The 16,772-nt window shown below is 42.6% G+C and carries 13 protein-coding genes; 6 read left to right on the top strand and 7 right to left on the bottom strand.

What is annotated here, in order from left to right:
- Nucleotides 1-482: 482 nt before the first annotated feature.
- Entirely contained in the window at nucleotides 483-2,675 is a 2,193-nt protein-coding gene (locus Q8G36_RS10275) for a DNA topoisomerase III (protein WP_305159915.1), read from the bottom strand.
- A gap of 234 nt (nucleotides 2,676-2,909) precedes the next feature.
- On the opposite strand from Q8G36_RS10275, the gene Q8G36_RS10270 reads away from it, so the two are divergent.
- Nucleotides 2,910-4,460: an ABC-F family ATP-binding cassette domain-containing protein gene (locus Q8G36_RS10270; protein ID WP_230134496.1), complete on the top strand. Its 1,551-nt coding sequence runs from the start codon at nucleotides 2,910-2,912 to the stop codon at nucleotides 4,458-4,460.
- A gap of 104 nt (nucleotides 4,461-4,564) precedes the next feature.
- Here Q8G36_RS10270 and Q8G36_RS10265 read toward each other — a convergent pair whose 3' ends face one another.
- From Q8G36_RS10265 to Q8G36_RS10255, 3 genes are read right to left on the bottom strand one after another with little or no spacing between them, the layout of a single operon-like run.
- A complete protein-coding gene (locus Q8G36_RS10265) occupies nucleotides 4,565-5,752 on the bottom strand; it encodes a class I SAM-dependent methyltransferase (protein ID WP_305159916.1) in 1,188 nt (395 codons plus the stop codon).
- A gap of 33 nt (nucleotides 5,753-5,785) precedes the next feature.
- On the bottom strand, nucleotides 5,786-6,694 hold the full coding sequence (locus Q8G36_RS10260; protein ID WP_305159917.1) for a phosphotransferase: 909 nt from the start codon (nucleotides 6,692-6,694) through the stop codon (nucleotides 5,786-5,788).
- Nucleotides 6,695-6,709: 15 nt separating this feature from the next.
- A complete protein-coding gene (locus Q8G36_RS10255; RefSeq protein ID WP_305159918.1) occupies nucleotides 6,710-8,215 on the bottom strand; it encodes a DEAD/DEAH box helicase in 1,506 nt (501 codons plus the stop codon).
- Nucleotides 8,216-8,514: 299 nt separating this feature from the next.
- On the opposite strand from Q8G36_RS10255, the gene Q8G36_RS10250 reads away from it, so the two are divergent.
- Entirely contained in the window at nucleotides 8,515-9,807 is a 1,293-nt protein-coding gene (locus Q8G36_RS10250) for an NCS2 family permease (RefSeq protein WP_305159919.1), read from the top strand.
- 99 nt (nucleotides 9,808-9,906) lie between these two features.
- Here Q8G36_RS10250 and Q8G36_RS10245 read toward each other — a convergent pair whose 3' ends face one another.
- Both Q8G36_RS10245 and Q8G36_RS10240 read right to left on the bottom strand, forming a co-directional pair.
- On the bottom strand, nucleotides 9,907-10,446 hold the full coding sequence (locus Q8G36_RS10245) for a hypothetical protein (RefSeq protein ID WP_305159920.1): 540 nt from the start codon (nucleotides 10,444-10,446) through the stop codon (nucleotides 9,907-9,909).
- 8 nt (nucleotides 10,447-10,454) lie between these two features.
- Nucleotides 10,455-11,648 carry a ParM/StbA family protein gene (locus tag Q8G36_RS10240; protein WP_251427147.1) on the bottom strand — a complete coding sequence of 398 codons (1,194 nt, stop codon included), beginning with the start codon at nucleotides 11,646-11,648 and terminating at the stop codon, nucleotides 10,455-10,457.
- Between the two features lie 367 nt (nucleotides 11,649-12,015).
- Here Q8G36_RS10240 and Q8G36_RS10235 point away from each other — a divergent pair, with 367 nt between their 5' ends.
- The 4 genes from Q8G36_RS10235 to Q8G36_RS10220 all read left to right on the top strand — a co-directional run bounded on the left by Q8G36_RS10235 (nucleotide 12,016) and on the right by Q8G36_RS10220 (nucleotide 15,472).
- Nucleotides 12,016-12,255 carry a hypothetical protein gene (locus Q8G36_RS10235; RefSeq protein ID WP_305159921.1) on the top strand — a complete coding sequence of 80 codons (240 nt, stop codon included), beginning with the start codon at nucleotides 12,016-12,018 and terminating at the stop codon, nucleotides 12,253-12,255.
- A gap of 592 nt (nucleotides 12,256-12,847) precedes the next feature.
- Complete coding sequence (locus Q8G36_RS10230; protein WP_305159922.1) at nucleotides 12,848-14,368, top strand: FAD-dependent oxidoreductase; 1,521 nt, start codon at nucleotides 12,848-12,850, stop codon at nucleotides 14,366-14,368.
- A gap of 111 nt (nucleotides 14,369-14,479) precedes the next feature.
- Entirely contained in the window at nucleotides 14,480-14,674 is a 195-nt protein-coding gene (locus Q8G36_RS10225; protein WP_063234246.1) for a YwbE family protein, read from the top strand.
- Nucleotides 14,675-14,812: 138 nt separating this feature from the next.
- Nucleotides 14,813-15,472, top strand: coding sequence for an SIMPL domain-containing protein (locus Q8G36_RS10220; protein ID WP_305159923.1), 660 nt, complete (start codon nucleotides 14,813-14,815; stop codon nucleotides 15,470-15,472).
- A gap of 60 nt (nucleotides 15,473-15,532) precedes the next feature.
- On the opposite strand, the gene purU is transcribed toward Q8G36_RS10220, so the two are convergent.
- Nucleotides 15,533-16,432: a formyltetrahydrofolate deformylase gene (purU, locus tag Q8G36_RS10215; RefSeq protein WP_305159994.1), complete on the bottom strand. Its 900-nt coding sequence runs from the start codon at nucleotides 16,430-16,432 to the stop codon at nucleotides 15,533-15,535.
- Nucleotides 16,433-16,772: the final 340 nt, after the last annotated feature.

Raw genomic sequence — 16,772 nt, 5'->3', positions numbered from 1 at the left:
GGAACAAAGAGAATGACGCAGCGGTGTTTAGTCCCGGTGATCAGCGTTAGAGTCAATTGAAGCGTCAGATGATAACCAAAATGGGAATTATTAGTCTTCTCACCCAAAGGAGGAGGATACTGATCATGAGTATTTACAGCCTATGGAATCCAGAGAATGATGAAGCAATTTTCAGTCCGGGTGATCAGAAGCCATTCAGTACGCTCACACGAGTAGATTCGGATAAACACACACACTGACAAAACACTTGAATATGAATTACATGCACCGTACTGAATGAAATTTAACAGAAACATCGATATACAGGGAAAGGGATGGAGCGCTCGCTCCATCCCTTTCTGCCGTCTTTTTCTTTAATATGACTTTTACCTTCATCAAGCGGCAGCCCTGTTGTCTGGAAAGATGGGCCCGCCGACAAGGAAATTTGACCCCGAAAAAAGAGCCCTTTCACCATGGGGCTAAAGGTGAAGGACTCTTTTCTTTTATTTATCGAATTTCAGTTTTGCCAAGGCATCCGCGAATGCAGTATTGATCGGCTCTTCTTTATTTTGCTTTTTCATATAATTGGAGACTTCATTTTTGGATACTTTTTGATTTTTATTTTGCCCTCTTCGTTTATTGTAAGAGGAAAGTTTTTCGTGAAAACCGCATTTACAGGTGAATGTCTGTGCTTCTCCTTGACCGCGCATTTCCATCTTTTTATGACATTGTGGGCATCTGGCATTTGTTACACGTGAAACACTTTTTTTGTGGCCACATTCACGATCTTGGCAGACAAGCATTTTCCCCTTTTTACTATTCACTTCAAGCATCAGCTTGCCGCAATCAGGACATTTCGTTCCTGACACGTTATCATGCTTGAATTTTTGGTCACTATTTTTGATTTCATGGACGATATTTTTGGCATAGTCGCGCATATCGCCGATGAAAGCCTGTTTTGGCAGCTTTCCTTTTGCAATCGCCGTTAACTTTTGCTCCCATTGAGCTGTCAAAGCTGGAGATCGCAAGTCTTCAGGCGCCAATTGAAGAAGTTGTTTTCCTTTCGAGGTAACATGAAGGCCCTTTCCCCTCTTCTCGATCAGGAAGCTATTGAACAGTTTTTCAATAACGTCAGCACGCGTTGCAACAGTTCCAATCCCGCCAGTTTCACCCAAAGTCTTGATGAGCTCTTTGCTTTCCCCTGCCATGAAACGAGCAGGATTCTCCATTGCCGAAAGAAGTGACCCTTCATTGAATGGTTCCGGCGGTTTCGTTTCACCCTCTGTTTGTTTCACAGTCGATATGGTTAAATTGTCACCTTTTTGAACGTTCGGAAGCAGTTGCTCCACAAGGCCATCTTTAGCCTCTTCCTCATCGAATTGGTGATCATAAACTTCCTTCCATCCTGACTTCAGGACGACCTTCCCTTTTGCCATGAACGTCTCCTGCCCCATTTGTGCGGTGATGGTCGTTTGCTCATATTCAAAAGGCGGCATCATTACAGCAAGGAACCTTTTAACGACCAAATCATAGATTTTCGATTCTTTGTCGCTCAGTTTTCCCGGCAGCGGTGTTTGCTCAGTGGGGATGATTGCATGGTGATCAGAAACCTTGCTATCATCCACGAACGATTTATTGGCCTTAATCGGGCTGCGCAGGATCCTCGATGCATACTGTGCATATGGTTTAATGCTTACAGCCTGTAATCTTTCTTTTAGCGTATCGACCAAATCCGTTGATAAAAAGCGTGAATCCGTCCTTGGATAAGTCAAGACTTTATGGCTTTCATATAAACGCTGCATGATCGATAACGTCTCTTTCGCCGAATAGCCGAATTTCTTATTGGCGTCCCGTTGAAGTTCTGTTAAATCATATAAAGAAGGGGCAAAACTTTTCTTATGGGACTTGTTCACTTCAACCACTTCTGCACTTTTCCCCTTAACGGCTGCAAGAACCTTTTCTGCCTTGTTTTTATCAAATGTGCGGATATCTTTTGTTTGGGCATCTTGCCAGATCAGGCGCAAATTGGATTCTGCAATTGCCGAAACTCCATAATATTTCCTAGGCTGGAATTGTTTTATTTCTTCTTCTTTTTTTGCAATCATCGCGAGTGTCGGCGTTTGGACCCTCCCGCAGGATAACTGGGCATTGTGCTTGGTCGTTAGGGCACGTGTCGCGTTCATCCCAACGATCCAGTCCGCTTCCGCCCTTGCCACAGCAGAGGCAAATAGGTTTTCATACTCCTTGCCATCCTTCAGATTTTTAAATCCATCTTTGATCGCTTTATCCGTTACAGAGGAAATCCAAAGCCGTTTGACCGGCTTCTTCACATTCGCTTTTTCGAGAATCCAGCGTGCAACAAGTTCCCCTTCACGGCCTGCATCCGTTGCAATGATGACATCCTTGACATCATTGCGGTTCAATTGTGTTTTAACCGATTGAAATTGTTTGCCTGATTGCTTGATCACGACCAATTTCAATGTAGACGGCAACATGGGCAGGTCCTCAAGGCGCCAAGTTTTATATTTTTCATCATAAGATTCCGGATCTGCATGGGTGACCAAATGACCTAGTGCCCAAGTGACGATATACTGTTCGCCTTCAAAAAAGCCATTACCCTTTTTTCCGCAATTCAAGACTTTTGCTATATCTCTGCCGACCGAAGGTTTCTCGGCCAGTACGACTGTTTTACTCATAATAACATCCTTTCGCTTTTAAACTGGTTCCTCTATTATCTCATATAATTTATGACAGGGCGATAATGCACAGCATGGCATTGGATCCATGGGGTTCACATTAAGGACTTTACTTCGAGGGGCTCCCCGTACCCACATATATGTAAATTAATAGATTAGATAGCAATCCCGTGCAGATTTTAGTATGATGAAACGTAGGGATTTTTTCAAATTAATTGGGAGGTTCAATATAAAATGAGCTTACTTTCTATAGATAAATTAGCACACAGCTTTGGCGACCGTACCTTATTCAAGGATGTTTCCTTCCGCCTGATGGCCGGCGAACATGTTGGTCTGGTCGGGGCGAATGGTGTCGGGAAGTCAACGATGATGAATATCATTACAGGACAACTCATCCATGATGATGGACGGGTGGAATGGACACCTGGTGTCGAATATGGCTATCTTGATCAACATACGATACTTTCTAAAGGTAAATCGATTCGCGACGTTTTAAGGGATGCATACTTACCTTTATTCGAGCAGGAAAAAGCATTGAATGAAGTTACAGAGAAAATGGGTACGGCCACTCCGGAGGAACTTGAAGAACTCTTGGAACAAATGGGCGAAATCCAGGACAAGCTGGAAGCCGGCGGTTTTTACAACCTGGATATTAAAATTGAAGAAGCGGCACGCGGCTTAGGATTGGATGCAATCGGATTGGACCGTGACGTTTCTGCCCTAAGCGGTGGACAACGGACAAAAGTTTTACTAGCCAAGTTACTTTTGGAACAGCCTGAAGTACTGCTCCTTGATGAACCGACGAACTACTTGGATGTGGAGCATATCCGCTGGCTGAGCAGCTACTTAAAGGAATATCCTAATGCATTCTTATTAATTTCACATGACACCGAGTTCATGAACGGCGTCGTCGACGTCATCTTCCATCTTGAATTTTCTAAACTGACCCGTTACACGGCAACTTATGAAAAATTCCTTGAGCTGGCTGAATTGAATAAAAACCAACATATTAACGCATATGAAAAACAGCGCGAATTCATTAAAAAGCAGGAAGATTTCATTGCAAAAAATAAAGCCCGTTATTCAACGACCGGCCGGGCAAAGAGCCGTCAAAAGCAATTGAACCGCATGGAACGTATTGATCGTCCAGAAACTGCAATGAAACCTACATTCGACTTTAAAGAATCACGTGCGAGCAGCCGTTATGTCTTTGAAGGTGAAGATCTGGAAATCGGATATGACCGCCCATTGCTTCCGAAGTTATCCATGACAATCGAACGAGGAGAAAAAATTGCCGTGGTCGGCTGTAATGGAGTTGGTAAATCCACTCTTTTAAAAACGATTTTGGGTAAAATTGATCCTCTAGGCGGTAAAAGATCACTTGGGGACTTCCTTTTTTCTTCTTATTTTGAACAGGAAGTGAAAGCAGGCAATACGACGCCAATCGATGAAGTATGGAATGCATTTCCGCATCTGGACCAGCCGCAGGTACGTGCGATTCTTGCCCGTGTCGGTTTGAAAAACGAGCACATTACACGTCCGATGAGCCATTTAAGCGGTGGAGAACAAGCAAAAGTGCGCCTGTGTAAACTCATGCTTACCGAAAGCAATTGGCTGTTATTCGATGAACCGACCAACCATTTGGATGTAGTTGCAAAAGAAGAACTGAAACGTGCATTGAAAGAGTATAAAGGAACGATTGTCCTCGTATGCCATGAACCTGATTTCTATGAAGATTGGGTAACCAAAGTATGGGATGTAGAGGAATGGTCGGCCCAAAATTAATTTTTCAGGGGATGTCGCATAACGCGGCATCCCCTTTATTATGAAATATAAAAAGCTGACTGAAAAGACTCCTTCAGTCAGCTTTCATTTCCTCTACATGCAGCTTAAACTCGTTCCGCCACCAAGGTATATGTTTTTGGAAGCCCAATATCATGGATTTTATGATTCGGTTCTTCCTCGAGTACTTTAATAACAAGCCCTGATTGACCTAATGACGTTATAAGTTCCCCGATTGTCCATTTACGCTGTACAACTCTTGAAAGGCTCCCTTTTTCCTCATCCGGCATATGCTTCGAAAAAGCGACCTCATTGTTTTCGATTGCCGGAGCGAAATAGTTGCCTGTTATTTTATGTTTTTTACCATTTGAAGTAATGAGCTTTGTTGAAATCGGGTGAAATTCATGCAGTACGAATCGGCCTCCAGGTTTCAACATCTTTTTAATTTTTTCAAATAACGGCTGCAGATCTATTAAGTAATGAAGCACACCGAGCTCCATTAAAACCAAATCTTGATTCCCTGATTCATGCTCGGATGATAGCGAAAGGACATCCGAAACGATATACTCGATGGAGACATTGGCCCCACTGGCCAGCTCATTTGCAAACATTGCGTTTTCCTGGGAAAAATCAACAACTTTCACTTCAGCTCCCAATATGGCGAGGGCAACTGCTTTAACACCGTTCGACCCCATCAAATGAGTGATTTTTTTACCGGATATTTCTCCCATATATTTATAAAAAGGGTGCAGTCTCCATTTTGGATTTTGCTTGATTTTTGATGCCAATTCCATGGGATCTCCATAACGATTGACCAGCGCTAAATAATTATTCTGGTTCCACGCCTGTTCATTTTCCGCTGTGAACCCCTGCTGCTCGGCAGATAAGTAAGCATGGATCTCGGCACTGTACTTTCTCATTTCTTCGTCGTATAGATAACTGTATAACGACCTGCACCAAACCTCCATATCCCCCATCTTTATAGACAAACGATAAGGGTCCGTTTTAATGGTCGTGTTAAACCGGCAGCGCACAGTAGCAGAAACCCCCTCGACATCCATTAGAAAGAAGGCAGTCTCAGGATTTCTTTCAGGCTTTGTTGGGGAGTATTCAGAAAAAAGGTTTAAAGCCTCATTAAAGACATCCCATTGTATATCAATATCGATGTTCTTATACTCATCGATATCCACTCCTTGTACGAACAGAGCAGATCGACCTGTATATTGGTAAGGAATACCAGCTTGATCCAACATGTTCGTCATTAATGTGATTGAATGATAAAAACTTGCCTTCATATGAACCTCCTAAACATCAAAAGAACATGACAATTATTCTTCTATAGCATATTTCAAACCGGTACTCGTAATGGCAATGAGCTCTTCATCATGGCGGTCTATGCCATAAACGAGTAATGTAACAAGCATATATATTGCCCTGAACCGGGCTAAGCCCTCTGTTTCCTTTTCTATTTCACCATAGATTTCAAAAAAAACTCTGCGTACCTCTTTTGGGAAATAACTGTATAAAAAGGAGAAATCAATGGCTGGATTCCCGACATGAACATCTCCCCAATCAATGATACCTGCGAGTACGCCTTCGTCATCAAGTAAAACATTCCGGATATGAATGTCTCCGTGAACGAGTGAAATCGGATGCTGAACCTTCAATTCGCCTAAGGTATCAACAAAATCCTTAACCGCATGCGCCTGTTCAAAGTATCCCAGCTTTAATAGATTTGAGACATTTTCCATTAGCGATTTCTTTCGATAGGATACATCAAGCCTCATCATCCCATCAGGCAGCACACCTAAACGCATAGCCCTTTCCACAGGGAAACTGTGAAGTACCTTCAAAAAATGGGCAAACCTTTTTGCCGATTCGACCTTATTTGCCATTGATCCTTCTACAGGCAAGTGTCCCTTTACCATTTTATAACCAGTAAAAGGATAAGGATACAGTGTACTTGGCTTCCCGAAAAAGACCGGTTCAGGGATAGCAAGCGGAAAAGTGCCTGCAATGGAAGGCAAAAGCTGATTTTCCACCTGAATCAACGTAACCGCAATAGGGCGACGGGGGAAACGGAATACAAATTGCCCATTGATTTGTATGACCGTGTTATCGAAACCCTCCCCAAGTTGCTTGATCTCTTTCAACTCAATTTCCGGAAACTGCACCATGATCAATTTCCTTGCTAGCTCCAGCGAAACTGGATATTCTGCCAACCAAGGCTTTTCCACTCCCGTCTCCCCCTTTTACCGGTTTCTCCCTCTATTGGGGCTGCTGCCAGATCCACCCCTACGATTACTTGGCCCTTGTGGACTAGTAGATCTACGGCTATCTCTTTGATCTCCTCGTGGATTGTCACGCTTTGGTCCACGGCTGTTTTCGGGACGGCTTCCCCTTGATTCGTCACGTTTGGGTCCGCGGCTGTTTTCCATCCGGCCTCCCCGTGGTTTTTCCCTCTCGACTTCACGATTGTCCGCTTGATTTACAGAACGGTGACTGCCTCGATTCGGTCCTCTCGTATCTATCCGTTCCCGATGTTTCCTTCCACCTCCCGAACGCGGTCGGCGGGTACCCTCATCGGAAGAGTCTTCATGACGCTTCCTTTTTTGCCTCACCTCATCGGGTTGGAACATTTTCACTCCTTCAATCGTCTTTCTTTCTATTTTCATGGAGATCCCTTTTTCAATATCGCTTAAAAGCTGAAGGTCCTTCGTTGCTATGAAGGTTACAGCCAAGCCATTCTCACCCGCTCGGCCCGTCCGGCCAATTCGGTGGATGTAACTTTCTGCATCCTCGGGAACATCATAATTAAACACATGGGTTACACCTTCTACATCGAGCCCTCGTGCAGCAACGTCCGTTGCCACTAAATATTGAAGCTTTGCGTCTCTGAAGTTTTTCATGACACGTTCCCGCTTTGCCTGTGAAAGGTCACCATGAAGCTCTTCAGAATTGAATCCAGCTGCCTTCAGGGCATCATTCAAAACCGAAACGCGACGTTTTGTACGGCAAAATATGATCGCAAGGTAGGGCTGTTCTTCTTTGATCATGTTGATTAATGAAGACTGTTTGGCACGATCGGTCGTCTCGATGACAAGCTGCCTGATTTTCTCGACCGTTACTTGCTCAGCCTTCACAGCGGCAGTTAATGGTTTTGTCATGTAGCGTTTAGCCAATTGATGCACCTGTTCAGGCATCGTCGCTGAAAAGAGCAACGTTTGGCTCTCCTCTGGAAGCTGTCCCATGATCTCTTCCACTTCTGGTAAAAATCCAATATGAAGCATTTGATCAGCTTCATCAAGCACGAGTGTTTGAGTTTGTGATAGATCGATGGTGCCTCTTCGTAAGTGATCTAATAACCTGCCTGGCGTGGCGACCACCACGGAGATGTTTCTTGTCAGCTTTTTCATTTGCTGCTCGACATCCTGTCCGCCATAAACTGCAAGCACTTGAAGTCCTTCGATTTCATTAGCGAATTTTTTCAATTCAGCAGTGATTTGCAATGCCAATTCCCTGGTTGGCGTGACGATCAGTGATTGTATGTGGGATGCGGCTGGATCGACTTTTTCCAGGATTGGCAGCAAAAAGGCCAAAGTCTTCCCTGTCCCCGTCTGCGCCTTCGCGATGACATCCCTTCCAGCAAGGATATCTGGTATCGATTTCTCCTGAATCGGGGTAGGGGCGGATATTCCTATTTGCTTTAATATCATGTTAATCGCCGGGCTGACGCCAAGGTCGATGAATTCTGTCATGTATGGGCCTACTTTCTGAATTTCTTCATTTAATTGATTGATAAATCCACTTTAATGGTAACAGCTTCCTTACTTAAAGTCCTTTTCCTTAGTCTAAGCTATTTGTTAGTATATCATTATCTATTTTCGAGAAAACCTGTACCTCAAAATTTTTCATGCTATTGTACTTTAGTTATTTTTCTAATATAATTTATAAGATTTATTATCCATATATCGAGCTACTTACTTGAAAAAGGGTAAGCATCTCCTCCTTGTAGATTTTTGCAAGGATTTTTTGTATATAAAAAAGGAGTGACCGCATGTTTAAATTAAAAGAACGGAATTCAAATATTAAGACGGAAGTACTTGCGGGACTTACAACCTTTTTAACACTGGCTTATATCATCGTTGTAAACCCAATGATCCTTTCTGATGCGGGTGTTCCATTCGCCCAGGCATTCACAGCAACCATAATCGCAATAATAGTCGGTACCCTATGCATGGCCCTTTTAGCCAATTACCCAATTGTCATAGCCCCGGCAATGGGATTGAATGCTTATTTTGCATATTCGGTACTGGGAACCCATGATATTTCATACACAGTTGCCTTCTCTGCAGTCTTTGTTACCGGTATCATCTTTATCCTTTTATCCCTAACCTCTTTCCGCTCAAAATTGATCGAGGCCATCCCAAATAACTTGAAGCATGCAATCAGTGCAGGAATCGGGCTTTTCATCACTTTTATCGGACTTCGTTTGTCAGGTGTCGTAACACAGCATGAATCCAACCTGGTAACCCTTGGAAGCTTCAAGGATCCCAGTGTGGCGCTTACTTTGGTTGGTTTGGTCATAACGATCGTGCTGATCGTTCGCAATGTGCAAGGAGCGATATTCATCGGAATGATCGTGACTGCCATAATCGCTTTCTTTACAGGCCAATTGGAAATTAACGGTCTGGTTTCCACTCCTTCATTACCTGAAGGGATAATAGTCGCCAATCCAATCACATCTATCGCCGATGTCATTAACTACGGGCTTTATGGCGTCGTCTTCTCCATTTTGCTTGTAATGCTTTTCGATACGACCGGTGCTTTATTAGGCATAGTCCGGCAAGCTGGATTGCTGAAGGATAATAAGCTTGAAAAATCCGGCAGTGCCTTCTTTGCAGATTCCATCGGCACTACAGTTGGCGCCATGTTCGGTACAAGCCCTACCGCTGCCTCAGTTGAATCATCAGCTGGTGTAGGAGCGGGCGGCAAGACAGGTTTAACCGCGTTGGTAGTGGCCATCCTTTTCTTAATAACCGCCTTCTTCAGCCCACTGATTGGAGCTGTCTCAAATGTCGCGGCAATCACGGCACCTAGCTTGATCATCGTGGGAAGTATGATGATCAAAAGCATGAATGAAATTGACTGGACACACTTTGATGAATCATTCCCAGCCTTTTTAGTCATTGTCGCCATGCCGTTAACATCAAGCATCGCCAACGGGATAGCACTCGGATTCATCGCCTATCCCATTTTAAAAATGGCAAGAGGCAAATTCCGTGAAGTGCATCCGTTCGTGTACATGTTTGCTGTTCTATTTCTTTATCAACTGATTTTCCTAGCTTGATCATTTTAAGAGGGACCCCTTGTGGTTCCTCTTTTTTTATAGCCCCGAAAAAAGAAAAAGGAGGATATCCAACTTGTCGTCAGATATCCTCCTATATGTTCACTGGTTCATTTGATCGAGAAAATCACCCAGGAGATCGTCAAGATTTTCCTCTTCCGGTTCGGTTTCTTCCTCTTGTTGTGAGGGTTCATCCAAATTCCAATCAAAGTCATCCAGATCTTTCTTAGGTAAGTCTTCCTTGACCTTCTCCACTTCCTTTTCTTCAAGCTCAACCTGCATATATTCCTCATTCGATCCATTACTGTTCAAAGAGGCAAGCAAGGCGGTAGCGCGTAAAGGATCGGATAAAAGGTTGTACATAATCGTTCCAAGCATAGCTTCTGAGTGGGAATGCTTGAGCCAATCACGCTGAGATTTGCTTAGCTTGTTCGGCATGGGCAGGGCAATCATTTCCCGATCCTGATGGGTGGATTGCCCGACTCCATCGAGAACAAATTCGGCAATTTTACTGGAAAAATTCCTTCTTTCCGTGTCCTTCAATTTCTGCAGCTGTCTTAACGTATAATCTGATACATCCGAAGGGATACGAAAAGTGATGGCTTGCCCTCTTTTAATTTCAGAAGAAGCTGTTTTTTTCATTCTCTCACCTATTTAATAGAACCCGTTCTTTGTTCTTTCTTCTTTTGCTGGGACTGATTCTGTTCCTTTGAATTCCGGCGATTAAAATCCGAAATCAATTTATAATAGGCGTTTGCCATCATCCAAACGCTTTCTCGTTCATCTTCGAAAAAGTCTATATTGTAGCCATCGAAATTTTGATTCAATGTTTTCAAGTAATCTTTCAGGACAATCGATCCCCCGCCTACAAAATAGCAGATTTCCGTTTGGGAATTTTTTTGCCATACGTTGCGCAGGTGACGATATTGCTTTTTAGCCAGTTCACCTAAAATGCGGTCGACGATATCATGGACGCTTGTCCTGCTTCCGCGAACCATAATATGATTGCGATCATTTTTCTTCGTGATGATTTCAACGACGTCACGCCTGCTATCCAGCTCGACACCATGTTTCTTCCTGATTTCTTCACGAATCGATTCAAGGGCTTCAGCTACTCCCAAGTTGAATCCTTGCGCTTTGTCATCGTCAACTTTACGATTTTTAATGACCGCGATGTCCGTCGATAATCCACCGATATCCTGAATGAGTATTCTTCTATCTATTAATTCACGGTTAATGATATTCAAATCTTTATCCATGACCAAATTTATGTATGCAGCGAAGCCCTCTGGATAGACTTTCACTTCATCGAATTTGATATTAACCTTCATGCCTTGGTATTTAGGAGTAATTAAAAATTCGACCTGGTGGACTGAACCAAGTAATTTCGAGCGGTACCCGACATCTTTCCCTTCTTTAACCTCCCGAAGTGGCAACCCTGTTCCAAGCGTATAGTTGGCTTCCACAACGTTATTCACTTTTTTGAATGTATCGTTGTCCCCCAACTTGGCAGCGTCTAATGCAAGAGCCGCAAAAAGCATGACTAATGTTTGATCTTCTTCCGATTTACTGCTTCCTAAATCCAGTTCTGTAGGATTATCACTTTTTGTCGCCAAGTTCCCAACGCGATAAATCGCATTATTGTCTTGAAGGGCCGGTGAATGGACCCTAATATGAATCCCTTCCAATGGGTTTTTTTCATTAAGTTCCTCAATCCCAATGACCGGACGGTCCTCTATGTCTTTTGCAATGACGTTCGGTATATAAAGTTCAGACTCTAGCTTTCCAAAAATAGCCTTGATAGCATCATTTCCTACGTCTACTGCTGCGATTCTAGAACTCATCTAAAAACATCCCCTTTTTTATAGAAAAAAAATTAGTGAAGCATTCCCTTTAAGGATAGAAAAAGTTCCCACGATAGTCAATGCTTCATTAGTAATAGCTATATTTGTCGAATTGTTTTCAAATTGTTTACAATAGGAACAAATATGTATACACCTTATATATAGCTATGTGTACGTATTTGTACACATGTATACGTAATTGTGCACGTTGTATCTTTTTTTTGTTTACACGTATACGTATTTGTACACAAACCATATATTGTATTTTTAATTGATCTTTCCCCCTGCAAAAATAAGCGTATAAATAGCGAATTTGGTTATGGTAATAAATGGGCGATTCACAAATGGACTGTAAAGAGGTATTCAAATGACTGAGAAAAATAAAGTAACTCCCCAAATTCGTGAACCCTATTGGCGCAGTCCGTTAAATTCCCCTTCGTTTTCTAAACTAGATACAGATATAACCATTCGGAATTACAGGGATTACTCAGCTAAACAAGGTATTAAAGTTACACCGATAGAAGCTGGCGCAATCCTTAACGGAACAACGGGACACACCACAGCATGGCCTGATTTGCGATTTGTTTGTTCACTTAAAACATGGTGAAGAGAAAGCCAAACTATATTATGTAGCCAATGCAGTTATCAAAGACTTGGTAGAGAACATTCCATTGAATGAAATTTGACTGCAATGGATACCTATATTCACGCGAATACTGAAGAATATAAAAGAAGAAAATAAAAGTGAAATTTCAAAAGAACTAAACGCCTATCGAAACTATCCATTCGCGGGGATTATGCATAAGAATCCCTTTCTCCTTTCCTTGTAAATATTCCATGATCCAAGCACAGTTTCACCCCTTTAAAATATTTAACGGCCTTCCCTCCACAATTCTGGAAGCTGAAAAAGTTTCCACGATAGTCAATACTTCATTAACAGTAGATATAATTTTCGAATTGTTTACAACAGGAACAAATATGTATACACCTTATATATAGCCATGTGTACGTGTTTGTAAACATGTATACATATTTGTGTACAACATGTCTATTTTTGTTTACATGTATACGTAATTGTAAACAAACCAAATAATGTATTTTTTTAAACCTTTCTTCTTACAAAAATAAGCGTATAAATAGCGGATTTGGGTATGGTAATAAATGGACTATTCACTAAAGAACTGTATGGAGGTATTTAAATGACTGAAAAAAATACAGACCTTCCCCGATTTCCGGAACCCTATTGGCGCAGTGCGTTAACTTTCCCTTCTTTTTCTAAACTAGATACAGATATAACCGCTGATGTCTTAATAGTTGGCGGCGGAATTACTGGCATCACTTCAGCTTATCTGCTAGCTAAACAAGGTGTTAAAGTCACACTGATCGAGGCAGGCGAAATCCTTACTGGTACGACAGGACACACTACAGCAAAAATCACGGCTCAGCATGGCTTGATTTACGACCAGTTGATCACTGACCATGGTGAAGAGAAGGCCAAACTTTATTATGAAGCCAATGCAGATGGAATGAAGCTAGTCAAAGACTTGGTAAAAGAACATTCCATTGAATGTAATTTGACTGCACAGGATGCTTATGTCTACGCAAAGACGGATGAATATAAAAGCAAAATTCAAAAAGAACTGAAAGCCTATCAAAAACTCGGCATTCGGGGGGATTATGCAGAGAGTATCCCTTTCTCCATTCCTTGTAAAGCTGCTGTGATAATGAAAGATCAAGCACAGTTTCACCCGTTAAAATACTTAACTGCCCTCATTTCGACAATTCTCGAAAGTGGAGGCACAATTTATGAACGGACAACGGCAATGAAGATTGAAGACGGCGATCCACCGACCGTTCTGACGGATACTGGGCATACAATCAAAAGCAATCAGGTAATCGTTGCCTCGCACTTCCCTTTTAATGATGAAATGGGCTTATACTTTGCCCGTGTTCATGTACAGAGGTCCTATGTACTTGGTATCAAGACTGAACAGGAATATCCAGGCGGGATGTATTACAGTGCAGACAGCCCTACCCGCTCCCTTCGCTATACGGAGTTGGACAATGGGGAAAAACTTATACTAGTCAGCGGAGATGGCCATAAAACAGGCCAGGGAATCCCGATGATCGAGCATTATGAAGCACTGAAGGACTTCAGTTCCCAATATTTCGATGTGAAGGAAATTCCCTACCGCTGGTCGGCACAGGATATTGTGACACCGGATAATATTCCCTTTGTCGGACCAGTGACGCCCAATCACCCAAATGTCCTGATAGCTACCGGCTATGCAAAATGGGGAATGACGAATGGATCGATTGCAGCCAAGATTCTAACTGACAGTGTTTTGCAAAGAGATAACCGGTATGCAGATTTGTATGACCCTGCCCGTTTAAAAGGCATGAAGAATATAGTCCAAGATAACGCTGATGTAGCAAAACATCTGATCAAAGGCAAATTGGCTGTCATTCATAAAACGCCGGAAGACTTAGGAATTGATGAAGGAGCAATCGTGAAGGTGAATGGAGACAAGGCTGGGTGTTACCGTGATCATGATGGCCTGCTGCATATTGTCGATTCCACATGTACCCACATGGGGTGTGAGGTTGCCTGGAACAGCGGTGACCGTACTTGGGATTGCCCATGCCATGGCTCCCGCTACTCTATCGCTGGTGAAGTTATAAATGGCCCTGCTGTCGAACCATTGAAAAAAATTCGCTAATGGTCAATTTGTGATTTTATCTAATAGTCGACTGGGTCCGTTGTTTTCCTTATACTGAAGTTACTGCATGATTGAATGGTTGCAAATAACTCTAAAAGGATTGAATCGAACATGAACGGTAAAAATCGGAAAGATATTACCCCAGGTACCTCTGTGGACATTGTACTTAAAGCAGATCAACGCAGCGGAAAACTGACAAGCGGCACTGTAAAGGATATTTTAACCAACTCCAGCACTCACCCTCATGGAATTAAAGTAAGATTGACTGATGGCCAGGTTGGCAGGGTTCAAGTCATTCATAAGTAATGTGCACTCGGTCCAGGCCGAGTGTTTTTTTGTGATTGTTCGACGAATTAATGACAATGGGGATATTTCAATCATGTTTCCCATTCATAATTCGTACAATAGGGGTGAGATTATCTCTTTAAAAAGGCTGGTGTCAAAATGAATCAAGAATACAATGCCCCCGATAAGGATTATTACCGCAACGATGAACATACATTGAAAGTTTCCGGCTCAGAGACGCTTCAGGCTGCTCCGGATCAAGCCACAATCACCCTTGGAGTCATAACAGAGGATAAGGATCCGCAAAAGGCCCAGCAAGCCAATTCCCTAGCAATCGCAAATGTCATCGCATCACTTAAATCCGCAGGCATACCCGAAGAACAATTGAAAACGAGTGATTACAGAATCGATCCACAATATGATTATATTGACGGAAAGGAATTGTTCAAGAACTACAAAGTCCAGCACATCATCCAGGCCCAAACGACCGACATCGAGAAAATAGGCAGCATAATCGACACGGCCGTCAGAAGCGGCGCCAATTCAATCACCAACATCCGCTTCTCCTTATCCAATCCAGATGCTTACTATAACCAGGCACTTTCTCTCGCTTTAAAAAATGCATACGAAAAAGCACTCTCCATGGCTCGAACGCTAGGAGTTTCATTGAACCCAGTCCCTAATAAGGTTGAAGAGCTATCTGAAACGGCAACTCCAATGCTTTATCAAACCAGTACCTTTTCAAAAATGGCGACTACCCCGATTCAGCCTGGTGAATTGAACATCACTGCCTCAGTAAGAGTGGAGTACACGTACTAGCACTCACTAAATTCCATCCTAAAAACCCCCCCTTGGCAACCCAAAGGGGGGTTTTTCACTTTAAAAGACTACCGTTTTATTTTCATGAACAAGAACGCGGTCCTCCAAATGCCATTTAACGGCACGTGCCAGCACCCTGCGTTCAGCTGAACGACCGATTTTCTTCATATCCCCAGCAGAATCACGATGGTCCACACGTTCAATATCCTGCTCGATGATTGGACCTTCATCCAAATCATTCGTCACATAATGGGAAGTCGCCCCAATCAGCTTAACACCTCTGTCATAAGCTCGTTCATAAGGCCGGGCCCCAATGAAGGCAGGTAAAAATGAATGATGTATATTTATGATTTTGTTTGGATGGGCCGCTACGAAGTCCGGCGTCAATATTTGCATATACCTGGCTAATACAATAAGGTCCACTTTGAATTCTTCCAGAAGTCCAAGCTGTTTAGTCTCCACTTCCTTACGTATATCCTTATTTGCAGGAATGTAATAAAACGGGATGCCCATCGATTCGACAATTTGCCTGGTATCTTCATGATTACTGATGACTAGCGCAATATCAGCTAATAAATCCCCGCTTTGCCACTCCCATAGCAATTCCAGAAGGCAATGCGGTTCCTTGGAAACGAAGATCGCCGTCCTCTTCAGATCACTCACATGGTTAAATGTCCATTGCATCGAGAATGCTGTCGAAACTTCCTGGAAAGCCAGTTGCATACCCGTTGCCTTATCCTTCAATCCTGGGCAATCGAATTCGATCCTGGTGAAAAAGGTACCGCCCTCAGGATTCATCGAATACTGACTCAATTCAACAATATTTGCATCATACTCTTTAAGAAAGGCTGTAACTGTCGAAACAATTCCGGGCTGGTCCGGACATTTTATAATTAAACGGCCCCTATCTTGATTCTTTTCGCGAAACTCCTGTAACTGTTCTTGCACAAAGTTGCTCACCATTTTCCCAACTGCCCTTCTTCTATTTTGCTATATTATACTTCAATTCATAGGCAAAATTAAAGGCAGTCAATCAATTCGGGATTTTGTTGACAGCCACCATGGTCCTTTTTTGAAACCTCCATAGTTTTATTCCATCCCGTCCATTAGATAAGGTTTTCATCCGTTTTTCTCTTTCGATAGAATCTAAATCATCACCCTGAAGTGTTTCAAATTCATCTCTAGAGTTGAATCTTGCCGAAATTTCTTACTCAATTAAATAATTATTGTCATTATTTCAGGAAATTACCGGTAATTTGGAGGAAATGAAGGCACAGGCAGAGAACCTTTTATGAAATGC

The organism is Peribacillus frigoritolerans (genome assembly GCF_030676415.1).
Classification (GTDB): Bacteria; Bacillota; Bacilli; order Bacillales; family DSM-1321; genus Peribacillus; species Peribacillus frigoritolerans_A.
This window is presented reverse-complemented; position numbering and strand designations above follow the sequence as displayed.

Excerpts from the sequence above, each read along its gene's own strand:
- Q8G36_RS10275 (WP_305159915.1), bottom strand. The coding sequence starts at position 2,675 with ATGAGTAAAACAGTCGTACTGGCCGAGAAACCTTCGGTCGGCAGAGAT.
- Q8G36_RS10270 (WP_230134496.1), top strand. The coding sequence starts at position 2,910 with ATGAGCTTACTTTCTATAGATAAATTAGCACACAGCTTTGGCGACCGT.
- Q8G36_RS10265 (WP_305159916.1), bottom strand. The coding sequence starts at position 5,752 with ATGAAGGCAAGTTTTTATCATTCAATCACATTAATGACGAACATGTTG.
- Q8G36_RS10255 (WP_305159918.1), bottom strand. The coding sequence starts at position 8,215 with ATGACAGAATTCATCGACCTTGGCGTCAGCCCGGCGATTAACATGATA.
- Q8G36_RS10250 (WP_305159919.1), top strand. The coding sequence starts at position 8,515 with ATGTTTAAATTAAAAGAACGGAATTCAAATATTAAGACGGAAGTACTT.
- Q8G36_RS10245 (WP_305159920.1), bottom strand. The coding sequence starts at position 10,446 with ATGAAAAAAACAGCTTCTTCTGAAATTAAAAGAGGGCAAGCCATCACT.
- Q8G36_RS10240 (WP_251427147.1), bottom strand. The coding sequence starts at position 11,648 with ATGAGTTCTAGAATCGCAGCAGTAGACGTAGGAAATGATGCTATCAAG.
- Q8G36_RS10235 (WP_305159921.1), top strand. The coding sequence starts at position 12,016 with ATGACTGAGAAAAATAAAGTAACTCCCCAAATTCGTGAACCCTATTGG.
- Q8G36_RS10230 (WP_305159922.1), top strand. The coding sequence starts at position 12,848 with ATGACTGAAAAAAATACAGACCTTCCCCGATTTCCGGAACCCTATTGG.
- Q8G36_RS10225 (WP_063234246.1), top strand. The coding sequence starts at position 14,480 with ATGAACGGTAAAAATCGGAAAGATATTACCCCAGGTACCTCTGTGGAC.
- Q8G36_RS10220 (WP_305159923.1), top strand. The coding sequence starts at position 14,813 with ATGAATCAAGAATACAATGCCCCCGATAAGGATTATTACCGCAACGAT.